This window comes from Streptomyces chattanoogensis (genome assembly GCF_001294335.1).
Classification (GTDB): Bacteria; Actinomycetota; Actinomycetes; order Streptomycetales; family Streptomycetaceae; genus Streptomyces; species Streptomyces chattanoogensis.
In genome coordinates, this window is sequence record NZ_LGKG01000161.1 from 1 (window position 1) to 20,033 (window position 20,033).

General features: G+C 71.4%; 20 protein-coding genes. 8 read left to right on the forward strand and 12 right to left on the reverse strand.

The window, feature by feature from the left end; genetic code table 11:
• Positions 1 to 393 precede the first annotated feature (393 nt).
• From ADL29_RS29060 to ADL29_RS45575, 5 genes are all read left to right on the forward strand, one after another.
• A complete protein-coding gene (locus tag ADL29_RS29060; protein WP_063788561.1) occupies positions 394 to 1,035 on the forward strand; it encodes a hypothetical protein in 642 nt (213 codons plus the stop codon).
• Complete coding sequence (locus ADL29_RS29065; RefSeq protein ID WP_053926540.1) at positions 1,035 to 1,829, forward strand: hypothetical protein; 795 nt, start codon at positions 1,035 to 1,037, stop codon at positions 1,827 to 1,829. Before ADL29_RS29060 ends, ADL29_RS29065 begins: the two co-directional genes overlap by 1 nt.
• On the forward strand, positions 1,826 to 2,773 hold the full coding sequence (locus ADL29_RS29070) for an ABC transporter ATP-binding protein (RefSeq protein ID WP_078971372.1): 948 nt from the start codon (positions 1,826 to 1,828) through the stop codon (positions 2,771 to 2,773). Before ADL29_RS29065 ends, ADL29_RS29070 begins: the two co-directional genes overlap by 4 nt.
• Positions 2,770 to 3,180, forward strand: a complete 411-nt coding sequence (locus ADL29_RS29075) for a DUF2511 domain-containing protein (protein ID WP_245689687.1) — start codon at positions 2,770 to 2,772, stop codon at positions 3,178 to 3,180. The genes ADL29_RS29070 and ADL29_RS29075 overlap by 4 nt, the downstream gene beginning before the upstream one ends.
• Positions 3,181 to 3,248: 68 nt before the next feature.
• Positions 3,249 to 4,157, forward strand: coding sequence for a helix-turn-helix transcriptional regulator (locus ADL29_RS45575; RefSeq protein WP_053926541.1), 909 nt, complete (start codon positions 3,249 to 3,251; stop codon positions 4,155 to 4,157).
• Positions 4,158 to 4,255: 98 nt separating this feature from the next.
• Here ADL29_RS45575 and ADL29_RS29085 read toward each other — a convergent pair whose 3' ends face one another.
• The 6 genes from ADL29_RS29085 to ADL29_RS29110 all read right to left on the reverse strand — a co-directional run bounded on the left by ADL29_RS29085 (position 4,256) and on the right by ADL29_RS29110 (position 9,393).
• The gene (locus ADL29_RS29085) at positions 4,256 to 5,014 is read right to left on the reverse strand and encodes an ABC transporter ATP-binding protein (RefSeq protein ID WP_053926542.1); all 759 of its coding nucleotides are present in this window, start codon (positions 5,012 to 5,014) and stop codon (positions 4,256 to 4,258) included.
• 2 nt (positions 5,015 to 5,016) lie between these two features.
• Positions 5,017 to 5,820 (reverse strand): lantibiotic immunity ABC transporter MutE/EpiE family permease subunit, encoded by an 804-nt coding sequence (locus tag ADL29_RS29090; protein WP_053926543.1) that lies wholly within the window; start codon positions 5,818 to 5,820, stop codon positions 5,017 to 5,019.
• Positions 5,821 to 5,998: 178 nt separating this feature from the next.
• Entirely contained in the window at positions 5,999 to 6,340 is a 342-nt protein-coding gene (locus tag ADL29_RS29095; RefSeq protein WP_053926544.1) for a DUF4288 domain-containing protein, read from the reverse strand.
• Positions 6,341 to 6,469: 129 nt separating this feature from the next.
• On the reverse strand, positions 6,470 to 6,799 hold the full coding sequence (locus tag ADL29_RS29100; protein WP_046925209.1) for a hypothetical protein: 330 nt from the start codon (positions 6,797 to 6,799) through the stop codon (positions 6,470 to 6,472).
• A gap of 213 nt (positions 6,800 to 7,012) precedes the next feature.
• Positions 7,013 to 8,401 carry an 8-oxoguanine deaminase gene (locus ADL29_RS29105; RefSeq protein WP_053926545.1) on the reverse strand — a complete coding sequence of 463 codons (1,389 nt, stop codon included), beginning with the start codon at positions 8,399 to 8,401 and terminating at the stop codon, positions 7,013 to 7,015.
• Between the two features lie 191 nt (positions 8,402 to 8,592).
• Positions 8,593 to 9,393: an alpha/beta fold hydrolase gene (locus ADL29_RS29110; protein WP_053926546.1), complete on the reverse strand. Its 801-nt coding sequence runs from the start codon at positions 9,391 to 9,393 to the stop codon at positions 8,593 to 8,595.
• A gap of 136 nt (positions 9,394 to 9,529) precedes the next feature.
• On the opposite strand from ADL29_RS29110, the gene ADL29_RS29115 reads away from it, so the two are divergent.
• Positions 9,530 to 10,858, forward strand: a complete 1,329-nt coding sequence (locus tag ADL29_RS29115; protein WP_211274410.1) for an aminotransferase-like domain-containing protein — start codon at positions 9,530 to 9,532, stop codon at positions 10,856 to 10,858.
• 10 nt (positions 10,859 to 10,868) lie between these two features.
• On the opposite strand, the gene ADL29_RS29120 is transcribed toward ADL29_RS29115, so the two are convergent.
• The 6 genes from ADL29_RS29120 to ADL29_RS29145 form a co-directional block, all read right to left on the reverse strand.
• Positions 10,869 to 11,363 (reverse strand): cupin domain-containing protein, encoded by a 495-nt coding sequence (locus ADL29_RS29120; RefSeq protein ID WP_053926548.1) that lies wholly within the window; start codon positions 11,361 to 11,363, stop codon positions 10,869 to 10,871.
• Positions 11,364 to 11,494: 131 nt separating this feature from the next.
• The gene (locus ADL29_RS29125; RefSeq protein ID WP_078971373.1) at positions 11,495 to 12,403 is read right to left on the reverse strand and encodes a carbohydrate ABC transporter permease; all 909 of its coding nucleotides are present in this window, start codon (positions 12,401 to 12,403) and stop codon (positions 11,495 to 11,497) included.
• The gene (locus tag ADL29_RS29130) at positions 12,400 to 13,803 is read right to left on the reverse strand and encodes an ABC transporter permease subunit (protein ID WP_078971374.1); all 1,404 of its coding nucleotides are present in this window, start codon (positions 13,801 to 13,803) and stop codon (positions 12,400 to 12,402) included. Before ADL29_RS29130 ends, ADL29_RS29125 begins: the two co-directional genes overlap by 4 nt.
• 12 nt (positions 13,804 to 13,815) lie before the next feature.
• Positions 13,816 to 15,159, reverse strand: coding sequence for an ABC transporter substrate-binding protein (locus tag ADL29_RS29135; protein ID WP_078971375.1), 1,344 nt, complete (start codon positions 15,157 to 15,159; stop codon positions 13,816 to 13,818).
• 121 nt (positions 15,160 to 15,280) lie between these two features.
• On the reverse strand, positions 15,281 to 17,023 hold the full coding sequence (locus ADL29_RS29140; protein WP_078971376.1) for a glycoside hydrolase family 13 protein: 1,743 nt from the start codon (positions 17,021 to 17,023) through the stop codon (positions 15,281 to 15,283).
• A gap of 223 nt (positions 17,024 to 17,246) precedes the next feature.
• Entirely contained in the window at positions 17,247 to 18,518 is a 1,272-nt protein-coding gene (locus ADL29_RS29145; protein WP_053926549.1) for an ABC transporter substrate-binding protein, read from the reverse strand.
• 243 nt (positions 18,519 to 18,761) lie between these two features.
• Here ADL29_RS29145 and ADL29_RS29150 point away from each other — a divergent pair, with 243 nt between their 5' ends.
• Both ADL29_RS29150 and ADL29_RS29155 read left to right on the forward strand, forming a co-directional pair.
• A complete protein-coding gene (locus ADL29_RS29150; protein ID WP_053926550.1) occupies positions 18,762 to 19,268 on the forward strand; it encodes a PadR family transcriptional regulator in 507 nt (168 codons plus the stop codon).
• Positions 19,265 to 20,032, forward strand: coding sequence for an ABC transporter ATP-binding protein (locus ADL29_RS29155; protein WP_053926551.1), 768 nt, complete (start codon positions 19,265 to 19,267; stop codon positions 20,030 to 20,032). Before ADL29_RS29150 ends, ADL29_RS29155 begins: the two co-directional genes overlap by 4 nt.
• The last annotated feature ends 1 nt before the right edge of the window (position 20,033 follow it).

Sequence of the window (20,033 nt, forward strand, 5' to 3'; positions counted from 1 at the left end):
CGGTGGGGGCGGGGGAGGGTATGTGGGTGGGGTGGGGGAGGGGCAAATCGGCCGAATTCGGCGCGGTTCAGCATCGACGGAGGCACAGCCGAACGGCCGCCCCGGCATCGTTACGCATCGACTGGAGCGCCGCCGAACGGCCGCCCTGGCATGGGTCACGCGTCGACCAGAGCGCCGCCGAGCGGCCACCCAGGCGCAGGCCGACCCGCCACCCCGAGCCCGCGCGCATCCCCGTCCCGAGCCCGCGCACATCCCCGTCCCGAGCCCGCGCGCATCCCCGTCCCGAGCCCGGCCGAATCCCCACCCCGACCGCACGTGAACCGCAGCGGGCCGGGACGCTACGTACTGTCCGAACCGCCTGCTCTCCGCGGGATCACATGGGAGGAAGTGGCAATGACCGCTGCGACTTGGTGGCCCCACGAGGTCCGCCGCTGCGGACGGCAGGCCTATGTCCTGCCGGTCCTGGCGGCCCTCCTGGCGTACGGGGCGATGGCCGCACAGACCGGCGACGGCAGGCTGCTCGGCCGCGCCCTGCTGACCTGCGCGCCGCCCACCGCCGCGGCCATGGCCTGTGCGGCCGTGGTCGCGCGGGAGCCGATGGCCGAGCTCCATCTCTCGCTGCCCACCGCCTACGCCCGCACCGTCGCGCGCCGTCTGGCCTGGCCCGCCGCCGTCACCGCCGCCGCCTGCCTCGCCATGACGGCCGCGCTGACCGCCACCGGCCACCGCCTCGACCTCGCCGTCACCCTCGCCGAACTGGCCGGGCTGACCGTCCTGCTCGGCGGCTGCGCAGTCTGGGCGACGGTACGGTTCGGCTCGGCCGCGCCCGCCACCGGCCTGGTCGTCGCCACCGTCCTGGCCAAACTGCTGCTGATCGACCGGGTGGTGCCCGAAGGCGCGGCGCAGGCGGTGCCCGCCCTCCTGGCCGGCGGCTGGCTGACGGTGCTGGCGCTGCGCGCCCTGCAGCCCGGCGGCCGCCAGGGCGCCCGCCTCGGCCGCGGCACCGGCCCCGGCTTCGGCCCCGGGGAGGCCTGATGACCGCCCTGATCGTGACCCTGCGCTACGAAGCCCTGATGGCCGCCCGCCGCAAGGCCGTATGGGCCGCCGTCCTCCCCCTCGCCCTGCTGAGCCTGCTGCTCGCCGCCACCTCACCCGTCGTCACCGAATACAGCGACCCGGCGGCCAGAAGCGGCGCCGCCGCGGTGCTGGTCAACACCCTGTGCACCCTGGGCGTGGGCCTCGCCCTCACCGACCGGCTGCGCCGCTCCCTCGAGGCGCGCGGTATGCCCGAGCTGCTCACCGCCACCCCCTCCGGGCAGCTGTCGCGTACGACCGGGACGCTGATCGGCCCCCTGCTGACCGCGCTGGCACCGGTCGTCGTGCTGTATCTCGCCCACGGTGCGGTGATCTCGGCAACGGCCGGCACCCCCGCACCACTGGCCTCGGCCGTGGTCGCCCTGGTGGTGGCCGTACTGCCCGCCGCGCTCCTGGTGACCGCCTTCGCGGGACTGCTCGGCGTGCTGATGCCGGTCGCCGCGGCCCGCGCCGTCACCGTCGTGGTCTGGCTGTGGGCCCTGCACTTCCCGCCGAAGTTCTCCCCGCTGCCCACCGCCACCGGCACGGTCCTCTCCCCGCTCGGCGGCTATCCGCTGGTCGCCTGGGCACACGCCCCGGAGGTCTGGGCCCGCCGGCAGGGCACCGGCCCGCTGCGTCCCGACGTCACCGACTCCGCCGCCCTGTTGAACCTCCTCCTCGTCCTGGCCATGGCCGCGGCCTGCTACGCCCTCGGTCATCTCGTCGTCCGACTACGCCGACACGGAGCATCATGAACATCACCACTGAGCGACTGACGAAGGTCCACCCCGGCGGCCGCCGCGCGCTGGACGCCGTCGATCTGCACATCGAGCGTGGCACCGTCGGACTCCTGGGTGCCAACGGCGCGGGCAAGACCACACTGCTGCGCATCCTCACCGGCGTCCTGCGGCCCACCTCCGGGCGGGTCACCGTCGCCGGTCACGACCTGTCCACCAGCCACGGCCTCACCGCCGTCAAACGCACCCTCGGCTACCTCCCGCAGGAGCTCTCCCTCTACCCGGACCTGACGACCCGTGAATTCCTCGACTACATCGGCGTCCTCAAGGGCATCCGCGACAAGCGCACCCGCCGCGCCCAGGTCGACGCCAAGATCGCCGAGGTCGGCCTGGAGGACCGCGCGGACGAGCGGCTGGCCGGATTCTCCGGCGGGATGAAGCGCCGGGTCGGTATCGCACAGGCCCTGATGGGCGACCCGTCCGTACTGATCGTCGACGAGCCCACCACCGGACTCGACCCGCATGAACGCATGCGCTTCCGCGCCCTGCTGGCCGGGCTCGGCGGCGGCCGTACGGTGCTGCTGTCCACCCACATCCTCGACGACGTCGCCCAGACCTGCCCCGAGGTGGCCGTCCTCACCACCGGCCGGCTGGTCTTCCACGACACCACCGCCGCACTGGTCAGCCAGGCCGCGGGATGTACATACCTGCTCAAGGCGGCCGGACCGCCGCCCGGCGCCGAGGTGGTGAGCGCGGTGACCACCGCCGAGGGGCCCGAGTACCGCATCGTCACCACCGACCCGCCCGCGGGAGCGCGCCCGGTGGAGCCGTCGCTCGAGGACGGATATGCCGCGCTCCTGTGCGCCGACGGAGCGCCCCGTGCATCCGGACGCAGAAATTCCAGCAGTGCCGAGAGTTCCGACAGCTCCGGCAATTCCGACAGTGAGGTGGTCAACAAGTGAGCGCATGCACCCGATACATCCGGCATGCCCGGTTCGCCGCCGCATCGGCCCTGGCCGGGCTGGCCTTGCTGGGCCTGGCCGCCTGCGGGGGCGGCGGCCGCACCGCACCGCACACCACGGATCCCGTGGCGCTGCCCAGCCCGACCGGCACCAAGCAGAAGATGAGCGAAAGGAACCTCGGCTACACCTGGCCGCTCAAGGTCGACCACGGTACTGCCGAATGCCGTAAGGACAACCAGGCGGTCTTCACCGCCCCCGACGGCAAGACCTACGCTCTCAACGACCGTGCCCGTAATGCCGGATACCGGGACATCGACCCGCTGCGCTCCTCCGGCGACGACGGCGACAAAGTCAGCCTCGGCTCCCTGCTCAGCAAGACCCTCAAACTCTGCCGAGCCGCTCACTGACCCCGAGCCGGCCGGTCACCCACCACCGAAGGAACACCGAACGAACGCACCAAACGGGGGACAACACCATGCAGCACCAGCACGCCTCGTCGGCCACCGGGCTCCATCTGCTGGCCCTGACCGGTCTGCGGGCCCAGTTCGAGTCGCCACACTCGCCGCTCAGCGGCCTCCGCCCCGGCCTGGACCGCGTCGATTTCGTCGAGGACGGGGATCTGACCGCCCCCGGCATCGCCCTCGATCTCCCGGTGCTGATGCCCGTCACCAGCGAATTCCAGGCCGAGGGGCTGCGCGTCGTACGGGTGCGGCATCCCCTCGCGCTGCTGGTCGCCGTCACCAACGACGTCTCAGGGCATCAGACGTACTACGCCATCCGCTCCGGCGCGAACTTCGTGCTCAATCTCGCCATCCCCGGGGAGCGTCAGCTCGACATGCTGTACGCGCAGTGCCGGGCGCACCGGGTGGCAAGCTCCGTCGACGGCTCGGCCGCCTGGCTCCGGTCCGTCCCGGGCGACCACAGCGACCCCCACGACGCGGACGACGGCGGCCATACCCGCTGGGATTCCCCGCTTGCGCCGGGAAGCCGCACGCACGGGTTACGGCTTCCGGTTCCCGCCGTGGCCGACACGGTGACGAGGGACCGGACGGAGCTCGCCACTCCCTCCCCGCCGGCCCGGGAAGCGCCCCCCGATCCGGATTCCGTACCCGGACGGCGACGCACACCCCCGGCATCCCCCGGCACGTCGCCGGCGGACGAGTCCCCGCCCGCCCTGCCGGACTGCGACCGGGAACTCCTGCGCTCGCTCTGTACCTCGGCGACCGTGTCGGAGATCGCACGGCGCCACTACTGTTCCGAGCGGTCCATGTACCGCCGCATCCGACGTCTCTACGACGACCTGGGCGTCACCGGCCGGGCCGAGCTGCTCTCGCTGGCCGCCGGGTGGGGCCTGGCGCATCCGGTTCCGGCACGCGCCGGCTGACGTCCTGCCCGAGGTCTGCTCCGATGACCGTCCGGGTGGCCCCGGTGGCATCTGCCACCGGGGCCACGGGCCGTTCGCCGCTGCCGCGGGTTCGCGCATCAGCGGATTCCCGCATCCGCGGTCTCCAGCAGCCGGAAGAACCCGGCCTCCACATCCCCGTCGAGGGCCAGCCCCGACAGCGGCCCCTCGAAGCGGGTGCGTCCGGCCACCAGCACCTGGACCCGGTCGCAGACCTGAGCGACCTCCGCCAGCTGATGACTGGCGATCAGCACCGCCACACCCTCCCCGGCCAGCGAGCGGATGATGCCGCGCATCTCCCGGATACCCACCGGGTCCAGGCCGTTGGTGGGCTCGTCCAGCACGATCAGCCGCGGTTTGGCCAGCAGCGCCACGGCGATCCCCAGCCGCCAGCGCATCCCGAGGGAGTACGCCCCCACCTTCCGGCCGCGGGCCTCGGTCATCTTCACCAGCTGCAGCGCCGGTTCGATCCACGACTGCGGCACCCCGCGCAGCCTGGCATGCACCCGCAGTGTCTCGTCGCCCGTCAACGTCGGCCACAGTCCCGGGACTTCGATGAGCGCGCCGACATCCGCCAGCGACTCCCGCCCCACCGGCCGGTCGAAGATCTCGATGCTCCCGGAGGTCGGCCGCTGCAGTCCCAGCAGTGCCTTCATCAGGGTCGTCTTGCCGGCGCCGTTCGGCCCGAGCAGGCCGTAGACCTCGCCGACCTGGACCGTCAGATCCACACCGTCCAGGGCGCGGTGGGCGCCGTAATGCTTGTGCAGCTGACGGATCCTGAGCGCCGTCGGCATCCGGCCGGCCGGCATGCCGGAGCAGTCCGGTGTCATCGCGGTCATGGTCAGATCTCCTTACGGCTCATGTGCAGGCTGCCGATGGCCAGCAGGACCACCGTCAGAACGGCGGCGAGACCAACGGCCAGGGGAATGGCGGACGGATCGGTGACCGGGCTGTCCTTCGGCAGCGGTACGCCGTTGGGACCGATCCCGGCCAGCGGCAGCACCACCCGCATCGGCCAGGCGAACGGCACGGCGTACCAGAACACCTTGTCCGAGATCAGCGCCCCGGACAGCAGGCCCGCGACGCCCACCCCGACGCTGGGCCCCATGCCCCACATCACGGCGACCAGCACCGCCAGCGCCGTCATGGACAGCCCCACCAGCCACGGCAGATAGACCGCGGCGACGACCGTGCCCAGGGCACCGGGGAACTTGCCGCTGAGCACCGCGCCGAGCGACAGCATCACCAGCAGCACCGTGGACGAGACGAAGCCGAGCACGCCCAGCGCGGCGACCTTGCCGACGAAGTAGCGCCCGCGCGGCACGCCGTACGAGAGCAGCAGCCGCCAGGCGTCCTGGTCGGCGCGCACCGACAGCGCCGCGGCCAGGCCCGCCGTCATCGGCACCAGCACGCCCCAGAACTCCAGCGTCACATTGCGGAACACCTCGAAGGTCTGGCCCGCCTTGGCCTCGGAGGAGCCGAGCGCCCCCAGGAAGAGCGGGACGGTGATGATGACCGGCGCGAGAAGGTGGTACCAGGGCACGAAACCCCGGCGGTTGCGGGCGAGTTCGGTGCCGAGCACCGTGGCCAGCGAGGGGTTGTCGCGCTTTCCCGCGAGAGGCGGGGCAAGAGTGTGGTGTGTCATGCGTTCTCCCACAGGTGGCATCCGGTTACGCCCTGTACGTAGCGGCGGCCGGCGATGCGGTTCACCGGGAGTTGCGGCCGCGGAAGCGGGGGGCGGGAGCCGCCTACGTGCAGTGGCCCGCTCCGGCAAGGCGGGGCGGGCCACTTGGGTGACACCTGGGCGGGGGCGCGGGGGCGGCTCAGATCTCCTCGCCGGAGAGCAGCGGCTCGAACCTCTCGTAGGACGCGTAGTCCCGGAAATGCCGGGTGTAGAGGTCGGCGTCCCGGGTCAGATCGGTGTCCTCGGCCTCCTTGACGTCGACGATCGTCCGCAGCCGCCAGGTGATGGTTTCGCCCTCGTCGTTGCGGTAGCTCGTCGCGGCCCGCCGGGCCCAGCCTGCCACTCGCTCCCGCGCGGCCTTCTCGTCCGGCGCGTGCACCAGCAGGAAATTCTCCTGGAACAGCGGCGGCCGCTCCGCGGCGTCGGAGTGTGCCTCCATCAGCACAATCGCCACATGGGGAATGGTCATGCCGTCGGTCATGGCGGACTCCTTGCCCGGTCGGTGCCGGCTCGTGCGGTCGCGGTCGCGGTTCCGGTTGCAGTCGCGGTCGAATCAACCGTTCCCCGCCGCCCGCCGGTCTCTCACCTGCCGAAGCTCATCTGCCGATGCTCATTTGTCGAACCGGCGGTCGTTCAGCAGCTTCCACGCCTTGACGTCGTCGCGGTCGCCCCGCAGCTTGCCGTCGTAGATCTGGCCGAGTGAACGGGAGAGCCGGTCGGTGGGGAACTCCCGGCGGATGGAGCCCTTCTTGCAGCGGGAGATGAACTTCGCGGCGATCTCGCCATGGTTGTCGGCGGCCCGGCAGCTCAGCGCGGCGGACACCGGCGTGGCCCGGACGTCCGCGGCGCCGGACGGGGCCGCGGAGGCGGCGGGGGCCATCAGGCCGCCGAGGGCAAGGGTCAGTACTGAGGCGACGAACGCACGGCGCAGCGTCTTCATGATCTTCCTCCCAGAGCGTGGTGGAGCCTGATGCGCCGGGCCGTCCGGGTCACGGGGGAGACCCGGCGGTCCGGCGCTGGCAAAGACCCTTGCACCGCATACGGCCAGCTAATCGTGGTGGCAGAGAGGTTGGCAGTCACCGGTCACCAGACGGCAGTCAGACGGCAGTAGTCAGGCGGCAGCGGCCGGACGGCGGCAGTCAGGTGTCAGCGGTCACGCCAGGCGCTGGATACGGCGGGCAACCCGTGCGTGTTCCCGCAGCTTCTCCTCCAGAGCGGGGAGTTGGGGCTCGCCCTGGTCCACCAGGACGCGTCCGCCGACGATCGTGGTCCAGGCGCGGGACGGCCCGCAGCGCAGCCACGCCTCCACCGGATCGGTGAACGAGCCCGCGAGTGCCACCTCGTGGGTGTTCCAGACGACGAGATCGCCGCAGGCGCCGGGGCGCAGATGGCCCAGCTCGTCGTCGCGGCCGAGGCAGCGGGCCGAGCCCCGGGTCGCCATGTCGAGGGCGTCGCGGGCGGCCATGGCGGCGGGACCGCCGCGGTAGCGGGCCAGCAGCAGGGCGCCGCGGGCCTCCATCCACAGCGAGGCATGGTCCGTCGAGGCGGATCCGTCGCACCCGATCCCCACCGGCATGCCGAGCGCGCGCATCTCCCGGACGGCGGCGGTGCCCCCGCCGATCAGCATGTTGGAGCTGGGACAGTGCGCCACGCCGACCCCGGCCGCGGCGAGCCGGGCGCGCTCCTCGTCGTCCGGGTAGATGCAGTGCGCGACCCAGGTCCGGCCGGTCATCCAGCCGACGGATGCGAAGTACTCGACGGGGCGGCAGCCGTGGGTCTCCAGGCAGAAGTCGTCCTCGTCCCGGTCCTCGGCGAGATGGGTGTGCAGCCGTACGTCGAGCCGCTCGGCCAGCTCCGCCGTCTGCACCATCAGCTCCCTGGTGACCGAGAACGGCGAACAGGGCGCCAGGGCGACGCGGATCAGTGCGCCGGGGGACGGGTCGTGATAAGCCGTCACCACCCGTTCGCTGTCCGCGAGTACCTCGTCATCGGTCTGGGTGACGGAGCGGGGCGGCAGTCCGCCGTCCTCGGCCGAGCGGGTCATGGAGCCGCGGGTGGCGTGGAAGCGGAAGCCGATTTCCTGGGCGGTGCGGATCTCCGCGTCGACCAGGCGGGGGCGCGGATGGACGTAGAGGTGGTCCATCGAGGTCGTACAGCCGCCCATCAGCAGCTCGGCGATGCCGATGTAGGTGGAGAGATGGACGGCTTCCGCGTCGAGGCCGGACCACAGGGGGTAGAGCGTGGTGAGCCAGTCGAAGAGGGTGCCGTTGACCGCGGGGGCGAAGGAGCGGGTGAGGTTCTGGTAGAGGTGGTGATGGGTGTTGATCAGGCCGGGGGTGACCAGGCGGCCGGTGGCGGAGACCGTACGGGCCGCGCTCTGCGGCTCGGTGCCGGGCCCGCCGACCGCCGCGACCCGGCCGTCGCGGAGGGCGACCCAGCCACCGGGGATCTCGGTGGCGTCGTCCACGACGAGCAGCTGGGAATCCTTGACGAGCAGGTCGTAGGCGGGGGCCTGGTCGCGGCCCTGGGCCGGCTTGCGCATGCCTGAATCTCCCGTGGTCGGTGTGCCGGCGTGGCACAAGGGCTGCAGCGAGCGCGCAGTTGCCCTGTACCGGTGTCGTGCGCCGACCCCGGATCGTCACCACTCGCAGACGCGGGCGGACGGGCGTTGTCGTTCCCCTGGGCATTCCCCTGGTCGTTCTCGGTCGTGGGGTGTCTGCCCGCTCTTCGCTCTCATATGCGGCCGGCGCCGTCCGGCAGCGCCTCGAGGAATCGCTGAAGCACCGTGTTGAAGGCGTCGGGCCGTTCCAGATTGGGCATATGGGCCGTGCGCGCGATGACCTCGAGCGTGGCGTCGGGTACGTGCTCGGCAATGATCCGGGCGTCGCTCACGGGCGTGAACTCGTCCTCCTCGCCCACCACGACCAGCGTCGGCACCGCAATGCCCGGCAGCAGGTCCGTGTAATCGCGCCGCTCGGCCCGCCCGCGCAGCGCGGCGGCGGCACCCTCCGGGGAGGTGCCCGCCATCATGTCCCGCACCTGGCGGGCGAGGGCGGGCCGGGTCTCGATGGTGCGGGGCGCGATCATCTTGGGCAGCACTTCCCGCGCGTAGTCGGCCATACCCTCGCGCAGCAGGCGCTCCGCCATGGTGCGGCGGGCGGCCTTGCCCTCGTCCGTGTCGGCGGCGGCGAAGGTGTCGGCGAGCAGCATCGCCCTTATGCGGTGCGGGAATTGACGGTGGCATTCCATGACGATCTGTCCGCCCATGGACAGTCCGCCCAGTACGAAGCGCTCGATGCCGAGGCCGTCGAGCAATCCGGCGATATCCGCGGCGAAGGTCTCCAGGCGGGTCTTTCCAGGGGTGGCGGGACTTTCGCCGTAGCCGCGCAGATCCGGGGCGACGACCCGCCATCCGGCCCGGCGGAAATGGTCGATCTGGGGGCGCCACATCGAGCGGTTGAACGGATGTCCGTGGATGAGGACGAGTGCCTCGCCGTTCCTGTCGCCCTCGTCCTCGTATGCGAGACGGGTCATGGAATTCCCCCTTCTGCGGCGGTTGCCCCCGTGTTGACACCTCGATGCTATAGAGGGCAATCTCTCGGTGCAATGAAACAATGCGCTCGGTGCAATGTGCCCGTGCTCGCGTTGCATCAAGGGGAACGGGGGACCGGTGGACGACTACCGCGTGATCGCCGACGAGTTGGCGGCCGATATCGCCTCGGGGCAACTCCCGCCCGGCAGCAGGCTGTTGCCGCTGCGCCGGTACGCCCGTCAGCGGGGCATCGCGAGTTCGACCGCGGCGCGGGTCTACCGGGAGCTGACCCGGCGGGGCCTGACGGTGGGTGAGGTCGGGCGGGGGACCTTTGTACGGACCTCGGCACCGGCCGCCGAGCCTGCACTGGCCGAGCCGGGCGGGGCGCGGGTCGATCTGGAACTGAACTTCCCGGTGCTGCCCGGTCAGCCGGCCGCACTCGCCGCGAGCCTGGCGCCTCTGCTGCGCGCCGATGCGCTGGGCGCGGCCCTGCACCCGGCCGTCGCCGCCGGCACCGGACCCGCGCGTCGGACCGCCGCCGCCCATCTCGCCCGCGGCGGCTGGACACCCGACCCGCGGCAGCTGCTCTTCGCGGGCAACGGCAGACAGGCCATCGCCGCGGCCATCGCCACCCTCGTCCCCGCGGGCGAACGCCTCGGCGTCGAATCCCTCACCTACCCGGTGGTGAAGGGCATTGCCGCCCGCCTCGGCGTCACCCTCGTCCCCCTGGCGATGGACGACCACGGCCTCGTCCCCGAAGCGATCGACGCCGCCCCGCCGCTGCGCGCCGTCTACTGCCAGCCCGCCCTGCACAACCCGCTCGGCATCACCATGCCGTCCGCACGCCGCGAGCACCTGGCCGAAACCCTGCGCCGGCACGACATCTTCGCGATCGAGGACGCCATCTACGGCTTCCTCCGCACCGATCTCCCGCCCCTCGCCGCGCTCGCCCCCGAGCGCACCGTCGTCGCCGACAGCCTGTCGAAACGCCTTGCCCCCGGGCTGACCCTGGGGTTTCTGATGACTCCCGAGGGCCGTACGCAGGACTTCGCGGCGGCCCTGAGATCGGGGGCCTGGACGGCCGCCCGTTTCGCCCTCGACGCGGCGAACCGCTGGATGGCCGACGGCACCGCCGCCGCCATCGAGGCGGACAAGCGCCGCGACGCCGCGGCCCGCCAGCGGCTCGCCGCCGCACACCTCGCCCCCCACACCCTCCAGGCCGATCCGCACGCCTACCACCTCTGGTGGCGCCTCCCGGAACCCTGGCGGGCCGACACCTTCGTCGCCGCCGCGGCCCGCCGCGGCATCGCGGTCACCCCCTCCGGTGCCTTCGCCGTCGGCCAGGGCCACGCCCCCAACGCCGTACGCCTCGCCCTGGCCTCCCCGCCGCTCGACGCCCTGGCCGAGGCGCTCGACGTCCTGGCCGCGCTGGGCCGTGGCACACCGGAGGACGCCGGGGCGGAATAGCGGTGCGCCGTCAGCCGTCGTGCGGCTCCTGACCGAGGACGTACAGCCCGGGCAGGTTGACCACGATGGCTTCCTGGGTGCTGCGGGCGATCACCACGACGGCCTCTTCGCCGGCGCTCGGGTTCTCCTCCCGATGCGGGACGTACGGCGGGACGAAGAGGTAGTCGCCGGGAGAGGTACGGAGCCGGACTTCCTCCGGGGCGCCGCCGGAGTCGTCGAGGAAGACGAATTCCGGGTGTCCCCTGACGACATGGATGGCCGTCTCCGAGGCACCGTGGTGCTGGTTGGCGGAGACGGTTCCCGGGGCCACATGGGTCTGCCCCATCCAGATGCGCTCCGAGCCGACGGTCCGTCCGCTGATGGCGGCGAAGCGCCGCATGCCGCCGCTCTGCGCGGTGTCGGCGTCGAGGGCGTCGGCGCGGATGTGGTGCAGCCGGGTCCGCAGCGGCGGCGGGTCGTCCCCGCCGTCCGGGAGGTCGGGGTGGAAGGCGTCGGGCGAGGCCATGGCACTCCTGCTCGTCGGGGTCATCCTGGAGCGCGTCCATTGTCCGCCTCGCCTGCCGCCCGCCTTCCCCCGGCCGGCCGTAAGGCCCGCTGTTTCACCGAGGCTGTTTCACCGAGGCTGTTTCGCCGAGGCTATTTCACCGAACCGGCCATGATCCCCTGGACGAACTGCCGTTGGAACGCGAAGAACACGACCAGCGGCACGATCAGCGACAGGAACGCGCCCGGCGCCAGCACCCCGATGTTGCTGCCGAACTGCCGCATCTGCGACTGGAGCGCCACCGTCAGCGGCTGGGACTCGTTGTCCGCGAAGAGCAGCGCGACGAGCATGTCGTTCCAGACCCACAGGAACTGGAAGATGGCCAGGCTGGCGATGGCGGGCTTGCCCAGTGGCAGCACCAGCTGGGAGAAGATCCGCCACTCCCCGCCGCCGTCCATCCGGGCCGCCTCCAGCATCTCCTTGGGGATCTCCGCGAAGAAGTTGCGGAGCAGGAAGATGGCGAAGGGGAGGCCGTACGCGGTGTGGAAGAGGACCACGCCGGGGATCGAGCCGAACAGGCCGAGCGCGCCGAACATCTTGGCCACCGGCAGCAGCCCGATCTGCACCGGGACCACGAGCATGGCGACGACCAGCAGGAAGATCCAGTCCCGGCCGGGGAAGTCCAGCCAGGCGAAGGCGTATCCGGCGAGCGCGGCGATCACCACGACGGCGATGGTGGTGGGCACCGAGATCAGCACGGTGTTCCAGAAGGCCTGGACGATGCCCGAGTCCTTCAGCAGCGCCGAGTAGTTCTCGAACGACAGCTGTCCGGGGGACGTCAGCGCCTGCCACCAGCCGCTGCTCGCATTCGCCTCCTCCGAGCGGAGGGAGGAGAGAAAGAGTCCGGCGGCGGGGGTGAGCCAGACCAGGCCGATGATGATCAGCAGCGCCTGGATCAGGCTGCTGCTCAGCCGCTTGGCCGGCCGTTTGGCCGCCCGCTTGGCCGGGGCCGGGGCCGTCGTACGCCTGCTCGGCGCGGCGGCTTGCTGAACGGTGGTCATGACTGGCTCCTGCGGAAACGACGGATGTTGAGGGCCATGGCCGGGACCACCAGGAGCAGCAACAGAACACCGAGCGCGCTGCCGAGGCCCTGGTTGTTGCCGCCGCCGAAGGAGACCAGCCACATCTGCAGCGCCAGCACATTGGCGTCCTGCTGCACGGGGCCGGGGGCGATGATGTAGACGAGGTCGAAGACCTTCATCACATTGATCACCATGGTCACGAACACCACGCCCAGCGCGGGCGCGAGCAGCGGAACGGTGATCCGGCGGAACACCTGCCACTCGTTGGCGCCGTCCATCCGGGCCGCCTCCAGGACGTCCCGCGGCATCGCGGAGAGCCCCGCGCCGATCAGGACGAGCGAGAAGCCGGTCCAGATCCACATGTACGCGCCGATGATGGCGGGCGTGATCAGCGCCGGGCCGAGCCAGGAGACGCCCTGGTACGGCGGGGCGAAGTCGGCGGCGGGGAGGCGGACCGTATACGAACCCTTTGCGAGACCGGTCAGACGGTAGGAGCCGTCCGGTCCGGTGGTGCCGTGGGCCGCCACCTTGCCGTGCGGGCCGACGGCCTCGACGGCGAGCCGCGGCAGGCCGCGTTCGGTGCGGTCCACGACGCCGGGCTTGCCGCCGCCACCGGGCGTGAAGTCGAGGAAGACCACACCGCGCAGTTCGCCGTCGGCGGCCGGGGTCCTGGCGGCCTTGGCGGCGGGCTTCGCCTCCTTGGGCATGTCCGTCGGCGCCACGCCCACCAGGCCGAGGTTGACGGTGTCGCCCGGTCCCACCCGGCGGGCCGTGGCGTAGGAACCGTCCTTCCCCTGCACCAACTGCTTGTCGCCGATACGGGTCTTGGCGGTCGGGAAGGAGGCGGCCTCGCCCTGGAAGCTGTCGTGGATGCCGACGGTGACGGCGTTGAGGACGCCGCGCTGCGGATCCTGCTCGTAGGCGAGCCGGAAGATGATGCCGGCGGCGAGGAACGAGATCGCCATCGGCATGAACATCAGCAGCTTGAACGCGGTCTTCCAGCGGATCTTCTCGGTCAGCACGGCGAGGACCAGGCCGAGCCCGGTCAGCAGCGCGGGCGCGAAGACGACCCAGATGGCGCTGTTCCGGATGGCGCGCAGGGTGGCCGGGTCCTGAAACATCTGGGAGTAGTTGTCGACGCCGACGAAGGTGTTGCCGGAGGCGTCGTACAGGCTGCGGAAGACCGAGAAGACGATGGGGTACGCGACGAGCGCACCGAGCAGCAGCAGCGCGGGCAGCAGGAAGACGGCCGCGATCAGCCGGCGGCGGCGTACGGCGCGCCGCCCGGGGGCGCCGGCCCGGCCGGACACGGGGTCCGGCGGGCCGGGCCGGGTGCCGCCCGTCGTGACGGGCGGCACCGCGGGAGTGGTGACTGACATTGCAGGGTTCCCTTAGTTGCGGTAGGCCTTGGCCGCGGCGGCCTCGAGCTTTTCGGCCGTGCCCTTGGGGTCCGAGGGGTCGCGCAGGAAGTCCTGCAGCAGCTTCCATTCGCCGGCGCCCTGGGTGCCGCCGAAGGCCGCGGGGGCCTGGTCGGACATGTCGAACCGGACGGAGTCCCCGGCGCCCGTCAGCGACGTGGCGGCCTTTCGGGTGACCTGGTCCTGGTAGTCGCCCGCGGGCACCTTCTTGTTGGGCGAGATGTAGCCGCCCGCCTTGGCCCAGACGGACGCCGCCTCCGGGGAGGCCAGGAACTTCACCAGCTCCATCGCGGCCTTGGTGTTCTTCCCGGCCTTGAGCACCACGGCGGCGTCACCGCCGCTGACCACCGGCGCCTTGCCGCCGTCGACCGAGGGGAAGGGGAAGAACTTGGCGTCCGTGCCGACCTCCTTGTTCAGCTCGTCCTTCACCAGCGCGCCGACGAAGTCGCCCTCGTAGACCATGGCCGCCTCGGGCTTCGGGCCGAAGACCTGCTGGACGGACTCGGGGAAGTCGGTGCGCAGCGCGCCCGAACCGCCGCCGGCCACCAGGTTCTTGTCGCCGAAGAGCTTGCCGAGGGTGGTCAGCGCCTTGACCACGCTGGGGTCCGTCCACGGAATCTTGTGGGCGGCGAGCTTGTCGTACTTCTCGCCCCCGGCCTGGGAGAGATAGATGTTCTCGAACCAGTCGGTGAGCGGCCAGCCCGCCTCACCCGCGACGGCGAAGGCCGGCACGCCCGCATCGGAGAGCGTACGGCCGGACTTGAGCAGGTCCTGGTACGTCTTCGCGGGCTTGACCCCGGCCTGGTCGAACGCCTCCGGGCTGTACCAGACCGTCGACTTGTGGGAGGCCTTGAAGTACAGGCCGTAGTAGGTCTTGTCGACCGTGCCGTAGTCCTTCCACACCTGCGCGAAGTTCTTCGTGGCCTCGTCGCCGACCTCCTTGGAGAGGGGCACCAGCCAGCCCTTCTTGGCGAACTGCTGGAGCACGCCGACCTGCGGGACCATCACCACGTCGGGGGCGTTGCCGCCCTCGATCTGGCTGCCGACGACGGTGGAGACGTTGTCGCCGGTGGAGGCGAACGTGACGTTGGCGCCGGTCTTCTCGGTGAAGGCGTTCAGCACCTGCTTGAAGTTCTTCTGCTCCACACCGGTCCAGACACCGGCGACGGTGAGCGTCTGGCCGCTGAGCGCCTTGTCCCCGCCGCCGGGGGAGGCGTTGCCGCCGCATGCGGTCGCGGTGAGGGCGAGGCCGAGCACGGCGGCGCCGGCTATGGCGGTGCGGGCGGTGCGCGGTTGACGTACGGGGATGTGTCTCATCGTGGGATTCCCATCGGTCGGAGAAGGCGGGGGGTCGGAGAAGCCGGGGGGGGAGCCGGGGAAGTCGGAGAGAGCGGATGGGGGGCTGTGGGGGCTTGAATTGCCGGGACTCGCGGATCCGTCAGGGTTCGCGGGACCCGGAAGCGTCGGGTGTGTGCATCCACCAGGCGGCGGTGGAGCCGGGGAGCGTTCCCTCGGGGCAGTCGCCGCTGGCCAGGAGGGGGGTTCCGGGTACGGGGGCGGGCACCGGCTCGGTGCCGAAGTTGACGGCGCACACCAGGCCGTCCCCGCGGACGAAGGCCAGCACCTGCGGCGGGGAGTCCAGCCAGCGCAGTGTGCCCTCGCCGAGCTGGGGGAGCGTGCGGCGCAGCTGCAGACCTTCGCGGTAGAGATGCCAGAACGAACCGGTGTCGGCCACCGCGCGGTCCGCGGTGTGCCCGGCGAAGGACGCGGGCTGCGGCAGCCAGGTCCGTGCGCCCCCGTCCGCCGTGCCGTCCGCCGCCGTGCCGAAACCGAACGGGGCGGCCTGGCCGGACCAGGGCAGCGGCACCCGGCACCCGTCCCGGACGTGCTGACGGCTGCCCGTACGGTGGAAGATCGGGTCGGTGAGCACCTCGTCCGGCAGATCGTCCACCTCGGGCAGGCCCAACTCCTCGCCCTGGTAAACATAGGCGGCCCCGGGCAGCGCCAGCATCAGCAGTGCGGCCGCCCGCGCCCGCGCCGGGCCCACTCCGGCGGCCGTCCCGCCCGGCCCGGTCGCGTACCGGGTGACGGTCCGGACCTGGTCGTGGTTGTTGAGCACCCAGGTGACGGTGGAACCGGTGCTCGCGATGTCGGTCAGCGCCTCGGAGATGACCTTGCGGAAGACGCCGACGTCCCACGGTGCGGTCAGCAGGTGGAAGAAGAACGCCTGGTGCAGCTCGTCGGGCCGGACGTAGGCGGCCTGTTCGCCCGGCGTCCGCACCGAGACCTCGCCGACCAGCAGCCGGTCGTGGCCGTCCCGCGCGGTGTACTCCTCGCACAGCGCCCGCCAGCTGCGCCAGACGCCGTGGACCTCGGGCTGGTTCCAGGCCAGCGGGTTGACCGAGTCGCGGGTGCGCTCGTCGGCCGCCGGGTCGGGGGAGTCGGGGAGTTCGGGGTGCTTGAACAGGCCCGCGGCCACATCGATACGGAACCCGTCGACTCCGCGGTCCAGCCAGAACCGCAGCACCTTCTCGAAGTCCGCGCTCACTTCGGGGTTGCGCCAGTTCAGATCGGGCTGCTCGGGCGTGAACATGTGGAGGTACCACTGGCCCGGCCTGCCGTCCTTGTCCTTGACCCGGGACCAGGCGGGGCCGCCGAACATCGCGTGCCAGTTGTTGGGCGGCAGCTCACCGTCGGTGCCGCGCCCGTCCGCGAAGTGGAACAGCGACCGGGACGGGCCGCCGGGCTCGTCCTCCAGGGCGGCGCGGAACCACGGGTGCTCGCTGGAGCAGTGGTTGGGCACGATGTCGAGCAGCACCTTGAGGCCCAGCCGGTGGGCCTCGGCCACCAGGAGGTCGAATGCGGCGAGGTCGCCGTAGGCGGGGTCCACATCGCGGTAGTCGGCGACGTCGTAGCCGTGGTCGTGCTGCGGGGAGGGGAAGAACGGGCTGAGCCAGATGCCGTCGACCCCGAGCTTCTTGAGGTACGGCAGCCCGGCCCGTACGCCCGCCAGATCACCGATGCCGTCACCGGTGGTGTCGCGGAAGCTGCGTACGTAGACCTGGTAGATGACCGCGTCGCGCCACCAGCGCCGCGCGGTTGCCTGCGCGGTGTCAGGTGCCAGGGAGGGAGAGGGTGCGAGTCCGACCGAGGGGCCGTTCCCTGCCGAGGTGGTGAGCATCTGGCGTGGTTCCGTTCTTACCTGGGCATGCCGAGGGGGCGTGCAGTTCGCCGTTCAGTTCGTGGTGTGCATGCATGTTAAGTAGGCGTGTCGATTGGGTGTCAACGAAACTGTCGAAAGTGGCAGAGAGATGCCCGAGTTTGGCGTGATATGCGAAGAGCCCGAAAGACCTCGGGTTACTTAACATGTAACTAGAAGATAGAAGTTGATCAACGAGAGGTGATCAACCGCGGGCGACGATGGCCCTCAGCTCCCGGCTCAGTCGCGCCACCGTCGCATCGGTGCTCCGGCCGTGCACCAGCGCGTCGTGCACCACGGCCTGGACCGCCAGGCTCACCTGGTCGTACCGCGGGCTCTTCAGCCGCGGCCGGGCCGTCAGCACACTGCGCTTGAGCGTCGGCAGATACGGGAAGCGCCGCACCAGCCCCGGCTCCTCGTACAGACCGGCCCACACCGGGGGCAGCGCCCCCTCGGTGAGCACCCGGCGCTGCACCGGCTCGGACGTCAGATACGAGATCAGGTCGGCGGCCGACTTCTGGTGCCGTGAGTGGCTGTTGACCGCCAGGTTGGAGCCGCCCAGCACGCTGGAGCCGGGCCCGCCGGGGCCCGGCAGCGGTACCGCGCCGACCTTGCCCGACACCTTCGACGCCCCCGGGTGGGCAAGTGCGTACGCATACGGCCAGTTCCGCAGGAACAGCAGCTTGCCGTCCTGGAAGGCCTGCCGGGACTCCTCCTCCTTGAACGCCAGCGCCCGCCGCGGGATCCACCCCTCGCGCACCCCGTCCAGCAGGAACGACAGTCCCCGGCGCGCCGCCGCGGAGTCCACCGTGACCCGTGCGCCCTCGCCCGCCAGCACCGTGCCGCCCGCCGACTGCACGGCCTCGGTGACATTGGCGGTCAGCCCCTCGTACGGCAGGAACTGGCCCGCGTAGCCGTCCAGCCCGTACTTCGGCGCGACCGTCTTCGCCAGTCGCGTCAACTCGGCCCAGGTGCGCGGCGGCCGGACGCCCTCCCGGTCGAGCACGTCCTTGCGGTAGTAGAGCAGTCCGGCATTCGTCACATAAGGGACGGCATACAGCCGGCCCCGGAAGGTGGCGGTGTCCACCACCGGAGGCAGGAAGTGGCGCAGCGGGAACCGCCGTCCGTCCACCGGGGCGATCCAGCCCGCGGCCGCGAACTCCGACGTCCACGCCACATCGATGTTCAGCACATCGAAGCGGTCGCTGCCGGACCGCAGCTCGGTGGCCATCTGGGCGCGGACCTCGTCGGCGGCGTCCGGCAGCTCGACCAGGGTGACCTTCTCCCGGGGATGCCGGGCGTTCCAGCCGACGAGGACCCCGCGCAGATAGCCGGTGAGGTCGCCGCCGGTCACCAGGGTGAGCGGGCCGCGGCCGTCCGCGTCCGGGCGCGGCTCGCCGGCCTGCGCCCCCGTCATTCCTGCGAACAGCAGCGAGCACACGAGCAGGGCCCGGCCCGCGGCACGCTTCCACCGCATGGGCTCCTCCTCGCGCCGACCCGGCGGTGTCACTGGCCCGCCGGTAGGCCCCCTGTATACCTGTTAGCCATGCGGGGATACTAGGTCCCGCAGAATGAGCTGCGGGAATGCAGGAAGAGCTGCAGAATTCCGGGCTCGGCAGGACGACAGGAAAGCACGACGGCGGACCGGCCCCGGGCCGGACGAGTTCAGCCGACCGCAGGTACGGACCGGCAACCACGGGCGGAGAGGGAGAGGGAACGCGTGCGGCTGCCACTCCTCGCGCTGCTGGTCGACGCACCCGCACACGGCTATGAACTCAAGCAGGCTCTTGAGAACCTCCTGGGCTCGGCATACCCTCAGCCGAACGTCGGCCAGATCTACGTCACCCTCAGCAGGCTCGAGAAAGCGGGCCTGATCGAAGGGGAGGACGTCGAGCAGTCGGATCGACCGAACAAGCGCATCTACCGGATCACCGCGGCGGGACGCGAGGCGGTGGACGCCTGGTTCGAGGAATCCACGGCCGAACCGCGGGTGCGGGACGAATTCTTCATGAAGCTCGCCCTGGCCCCGTACACCGGGACCGTCGACCAGATCGCCCTGATCAACAAGCAGCGCCGCCACTACCTCAACACCATGCGCAATCTGTCGAAGCTCGCCGCGGCCGAGGACCGCGGCAACCGCGTGGCGCAGCTGCTGATCGAGGGCGCGATGCTGCATCTGCAGGCGGATCTCGACTGGCTGGAGCGCTGCCAAGAGGAGTTGGAATGAACCGGGACGAGCCGTCTGGTTCGCCATCGGGCCCGATATTGCGGGCCGAGAGCCTGGTGAAGACCCACCGTCCGGAGGGCGCCGCCCCGGTGCACGCCGTACGGGGCGTCGACCTGACCGTCGAACGCGGCGAATTCGTCGCCGTCACCGGGCCCTCCGGAGCCGGCAAATCCACCCTTCTCCATCTCCTCGGCGGCCTCGACCGCCCCGACAGCGGCACCATCCGGATCGACGGCCGCCGCGTGGACTCCCTCAGCGAGGCGCGCTGGGCCGTGCTCCGCCGCCGGCACATCGGCATCGTCTTCCAGTTCTTCAACCTTGTGTCGAATCTCACCGTCGCCGACAACGTCGAGCTCCCCGCCCTGCTGGCCGGCCGCTCCCCCCGGCAGGCCCGTGCCGACCGTGCCGAGCTGCTGGAGGAGCTGGGCCTCGCGGGCAAGGAGAACTCCACTCCGGGCGAGCTGTCCGGCGGCGAACAGCAGCGCGTGGCGCTGGCCCGCGCCCTGGTGAACAGCCCCGCCCTGCTGCTCGCCGACGAACCCGCGGGCAGCCTGGACAGCAAGGGCACCAGGGAGGTGCTGCGGCTGCTCAGCCGCTTCCACCAGAGGGGCCAGACCATCCTTCTGGTCACCCATGACGCCCGGATGGCGAGCGCCGCGGACCGGGTGATCAGCTTCTTCGACGGCCAGGTCGCCGACGATGTGCACCTGGGCGACGGCCGCCCCGGGGCCGATGTGACCGACGTCCTGCGCCTGAAGGGCTGAC

What these genes read in the sequence shown, in the direction of transcription:
- ADL29_RS29060 (WP_063788561.1), top strand. Translation starts at nt 394, where the DNA reads ATGACCGCTGCGACTTGGTGGCCCCACGAGGTCCGCCGCTGCGGACGG.
- ADL29_RS29065 (WP_053926540.1), top strand. Translation starts at nt 1,035, where the DNA reads ATGACCGCCCTGATCGTGACCCTGCGCTACGAAGCCCTGATGGCCGCC.
- ADL29_RS29070 (WP_078971372.1), top strand. Translation starts at nt 1,826, where the DNA reads ATGAACATCACCACTGAGCGACTGACGAAGGTCCACCCCGGCGGCCGC.
- ADL29_RS45575 (WP_053926541.1), top strand. Translation starts at nt 3,249, where the DNA reads ATGCAGCACCAGCACGCCTCGTCGGCCACCGGGCTCCATCTGCTGGCC.
- ADL29_RS29085 (WP_053926542.1), bottom strand. Translation starts at nt 5,014, where the DNA reads ATGACCGCGATGACACCGGACTGCTCCGGCATGCCGGCCGGCCGGATG.
- ADL29_RS29090 (WP_053926543.1), bottom strand. Translation starts at nt 5,820, where the DNA reads ATGACACACCACACTCTTGCCCCGCCTCTCGCGGGAAAGCGCGACAAC.
- ADL29_RS29095 (WP_053926544.1), bottom strand. Translation starts at nt 6,340, where the DNA reads ATGACCGACGGCATGACCATTCCCCATGTGGCGATTGTGCTGATGGAG.
- ADL29_RS29100 (WP_046925209.1), bottom strand. Translation starts at nt 6,799, where the DNA reads ATGAAGACGCTGCGCCGTGCGTTCGTCGCCTCAGTACTGACCCTTGCC.
- ADL29_RS29105 (WP_053926545.1), bottom strand. Translation starts at nt 8,401, where the DNA reads ATGCGCAAGCCGGCCCAGGGCCGCGACCAGGCCCCCGCCTACGACCTG.
- ADL29_RS29110 (WP_053926546.1), bottom strand. Translation starts at nt 9,393, where the DNA reads ATGACCCGTCTCGCATACGAGGACGAGGGCGACAGGAACGGCGAGGCA.
- ADL29_RS29120 (WP_053926548.1), bottom strand. Translation starts at nt 11,363, where the DNA reads ATGGCCTCGCCCGACGCCTTCCACCCCGACCTCCCGGACGGCGGGGAC.
- ADL29_RS29125 (WP_078971373.1), bottom strand. Translation starts at nt 12,403, where the DNA reads ATGACCACCGTTCAGCAAGCCGCCGCGCCGAGCAGGCGTACGACGGCC.
- ADL29_RS29130 (WP_078971374.1), bottom strand. Translation starts at nt 13,803, where the DNA reads ATGTCAGTCACCACTCCCGCGGTGCCGCCCGTCACGACGGGCGGCACC.
- ADL29_RS29135 (WP_078971375.1), bottom strand. Translation starts at nt 15,159, where the DNA reads ATGAGACACATCCCCGTACGTCAACCGCGCACCGCCCGCACCGCCATA.
- ADL29_RS29140 (WP_078971376.1), bottom strand. Translation starts at nt 17,023, where the DNA reads ATGCTCACCACCTCGGCAGGGAACGGCCCCTCGGTCGGACTCGCACCC.
- ADL29_RS29145 (WP_053926549.1), bottom strand. Translation starts at nt 18,518, where the DNA reads ATGCGGTGGAAGCGTGCCGCGGGCCGGGCCCTGCTCGTGTGCTCGCTG.
- ADL29_RS29155 (WP_053926551.1), top strand. Translation starts at nt 19,265, where the DNA reads ATGAACCGGGACGAGCCGTCTGGTTCGCCATCGGGCCCGATATTGCGG.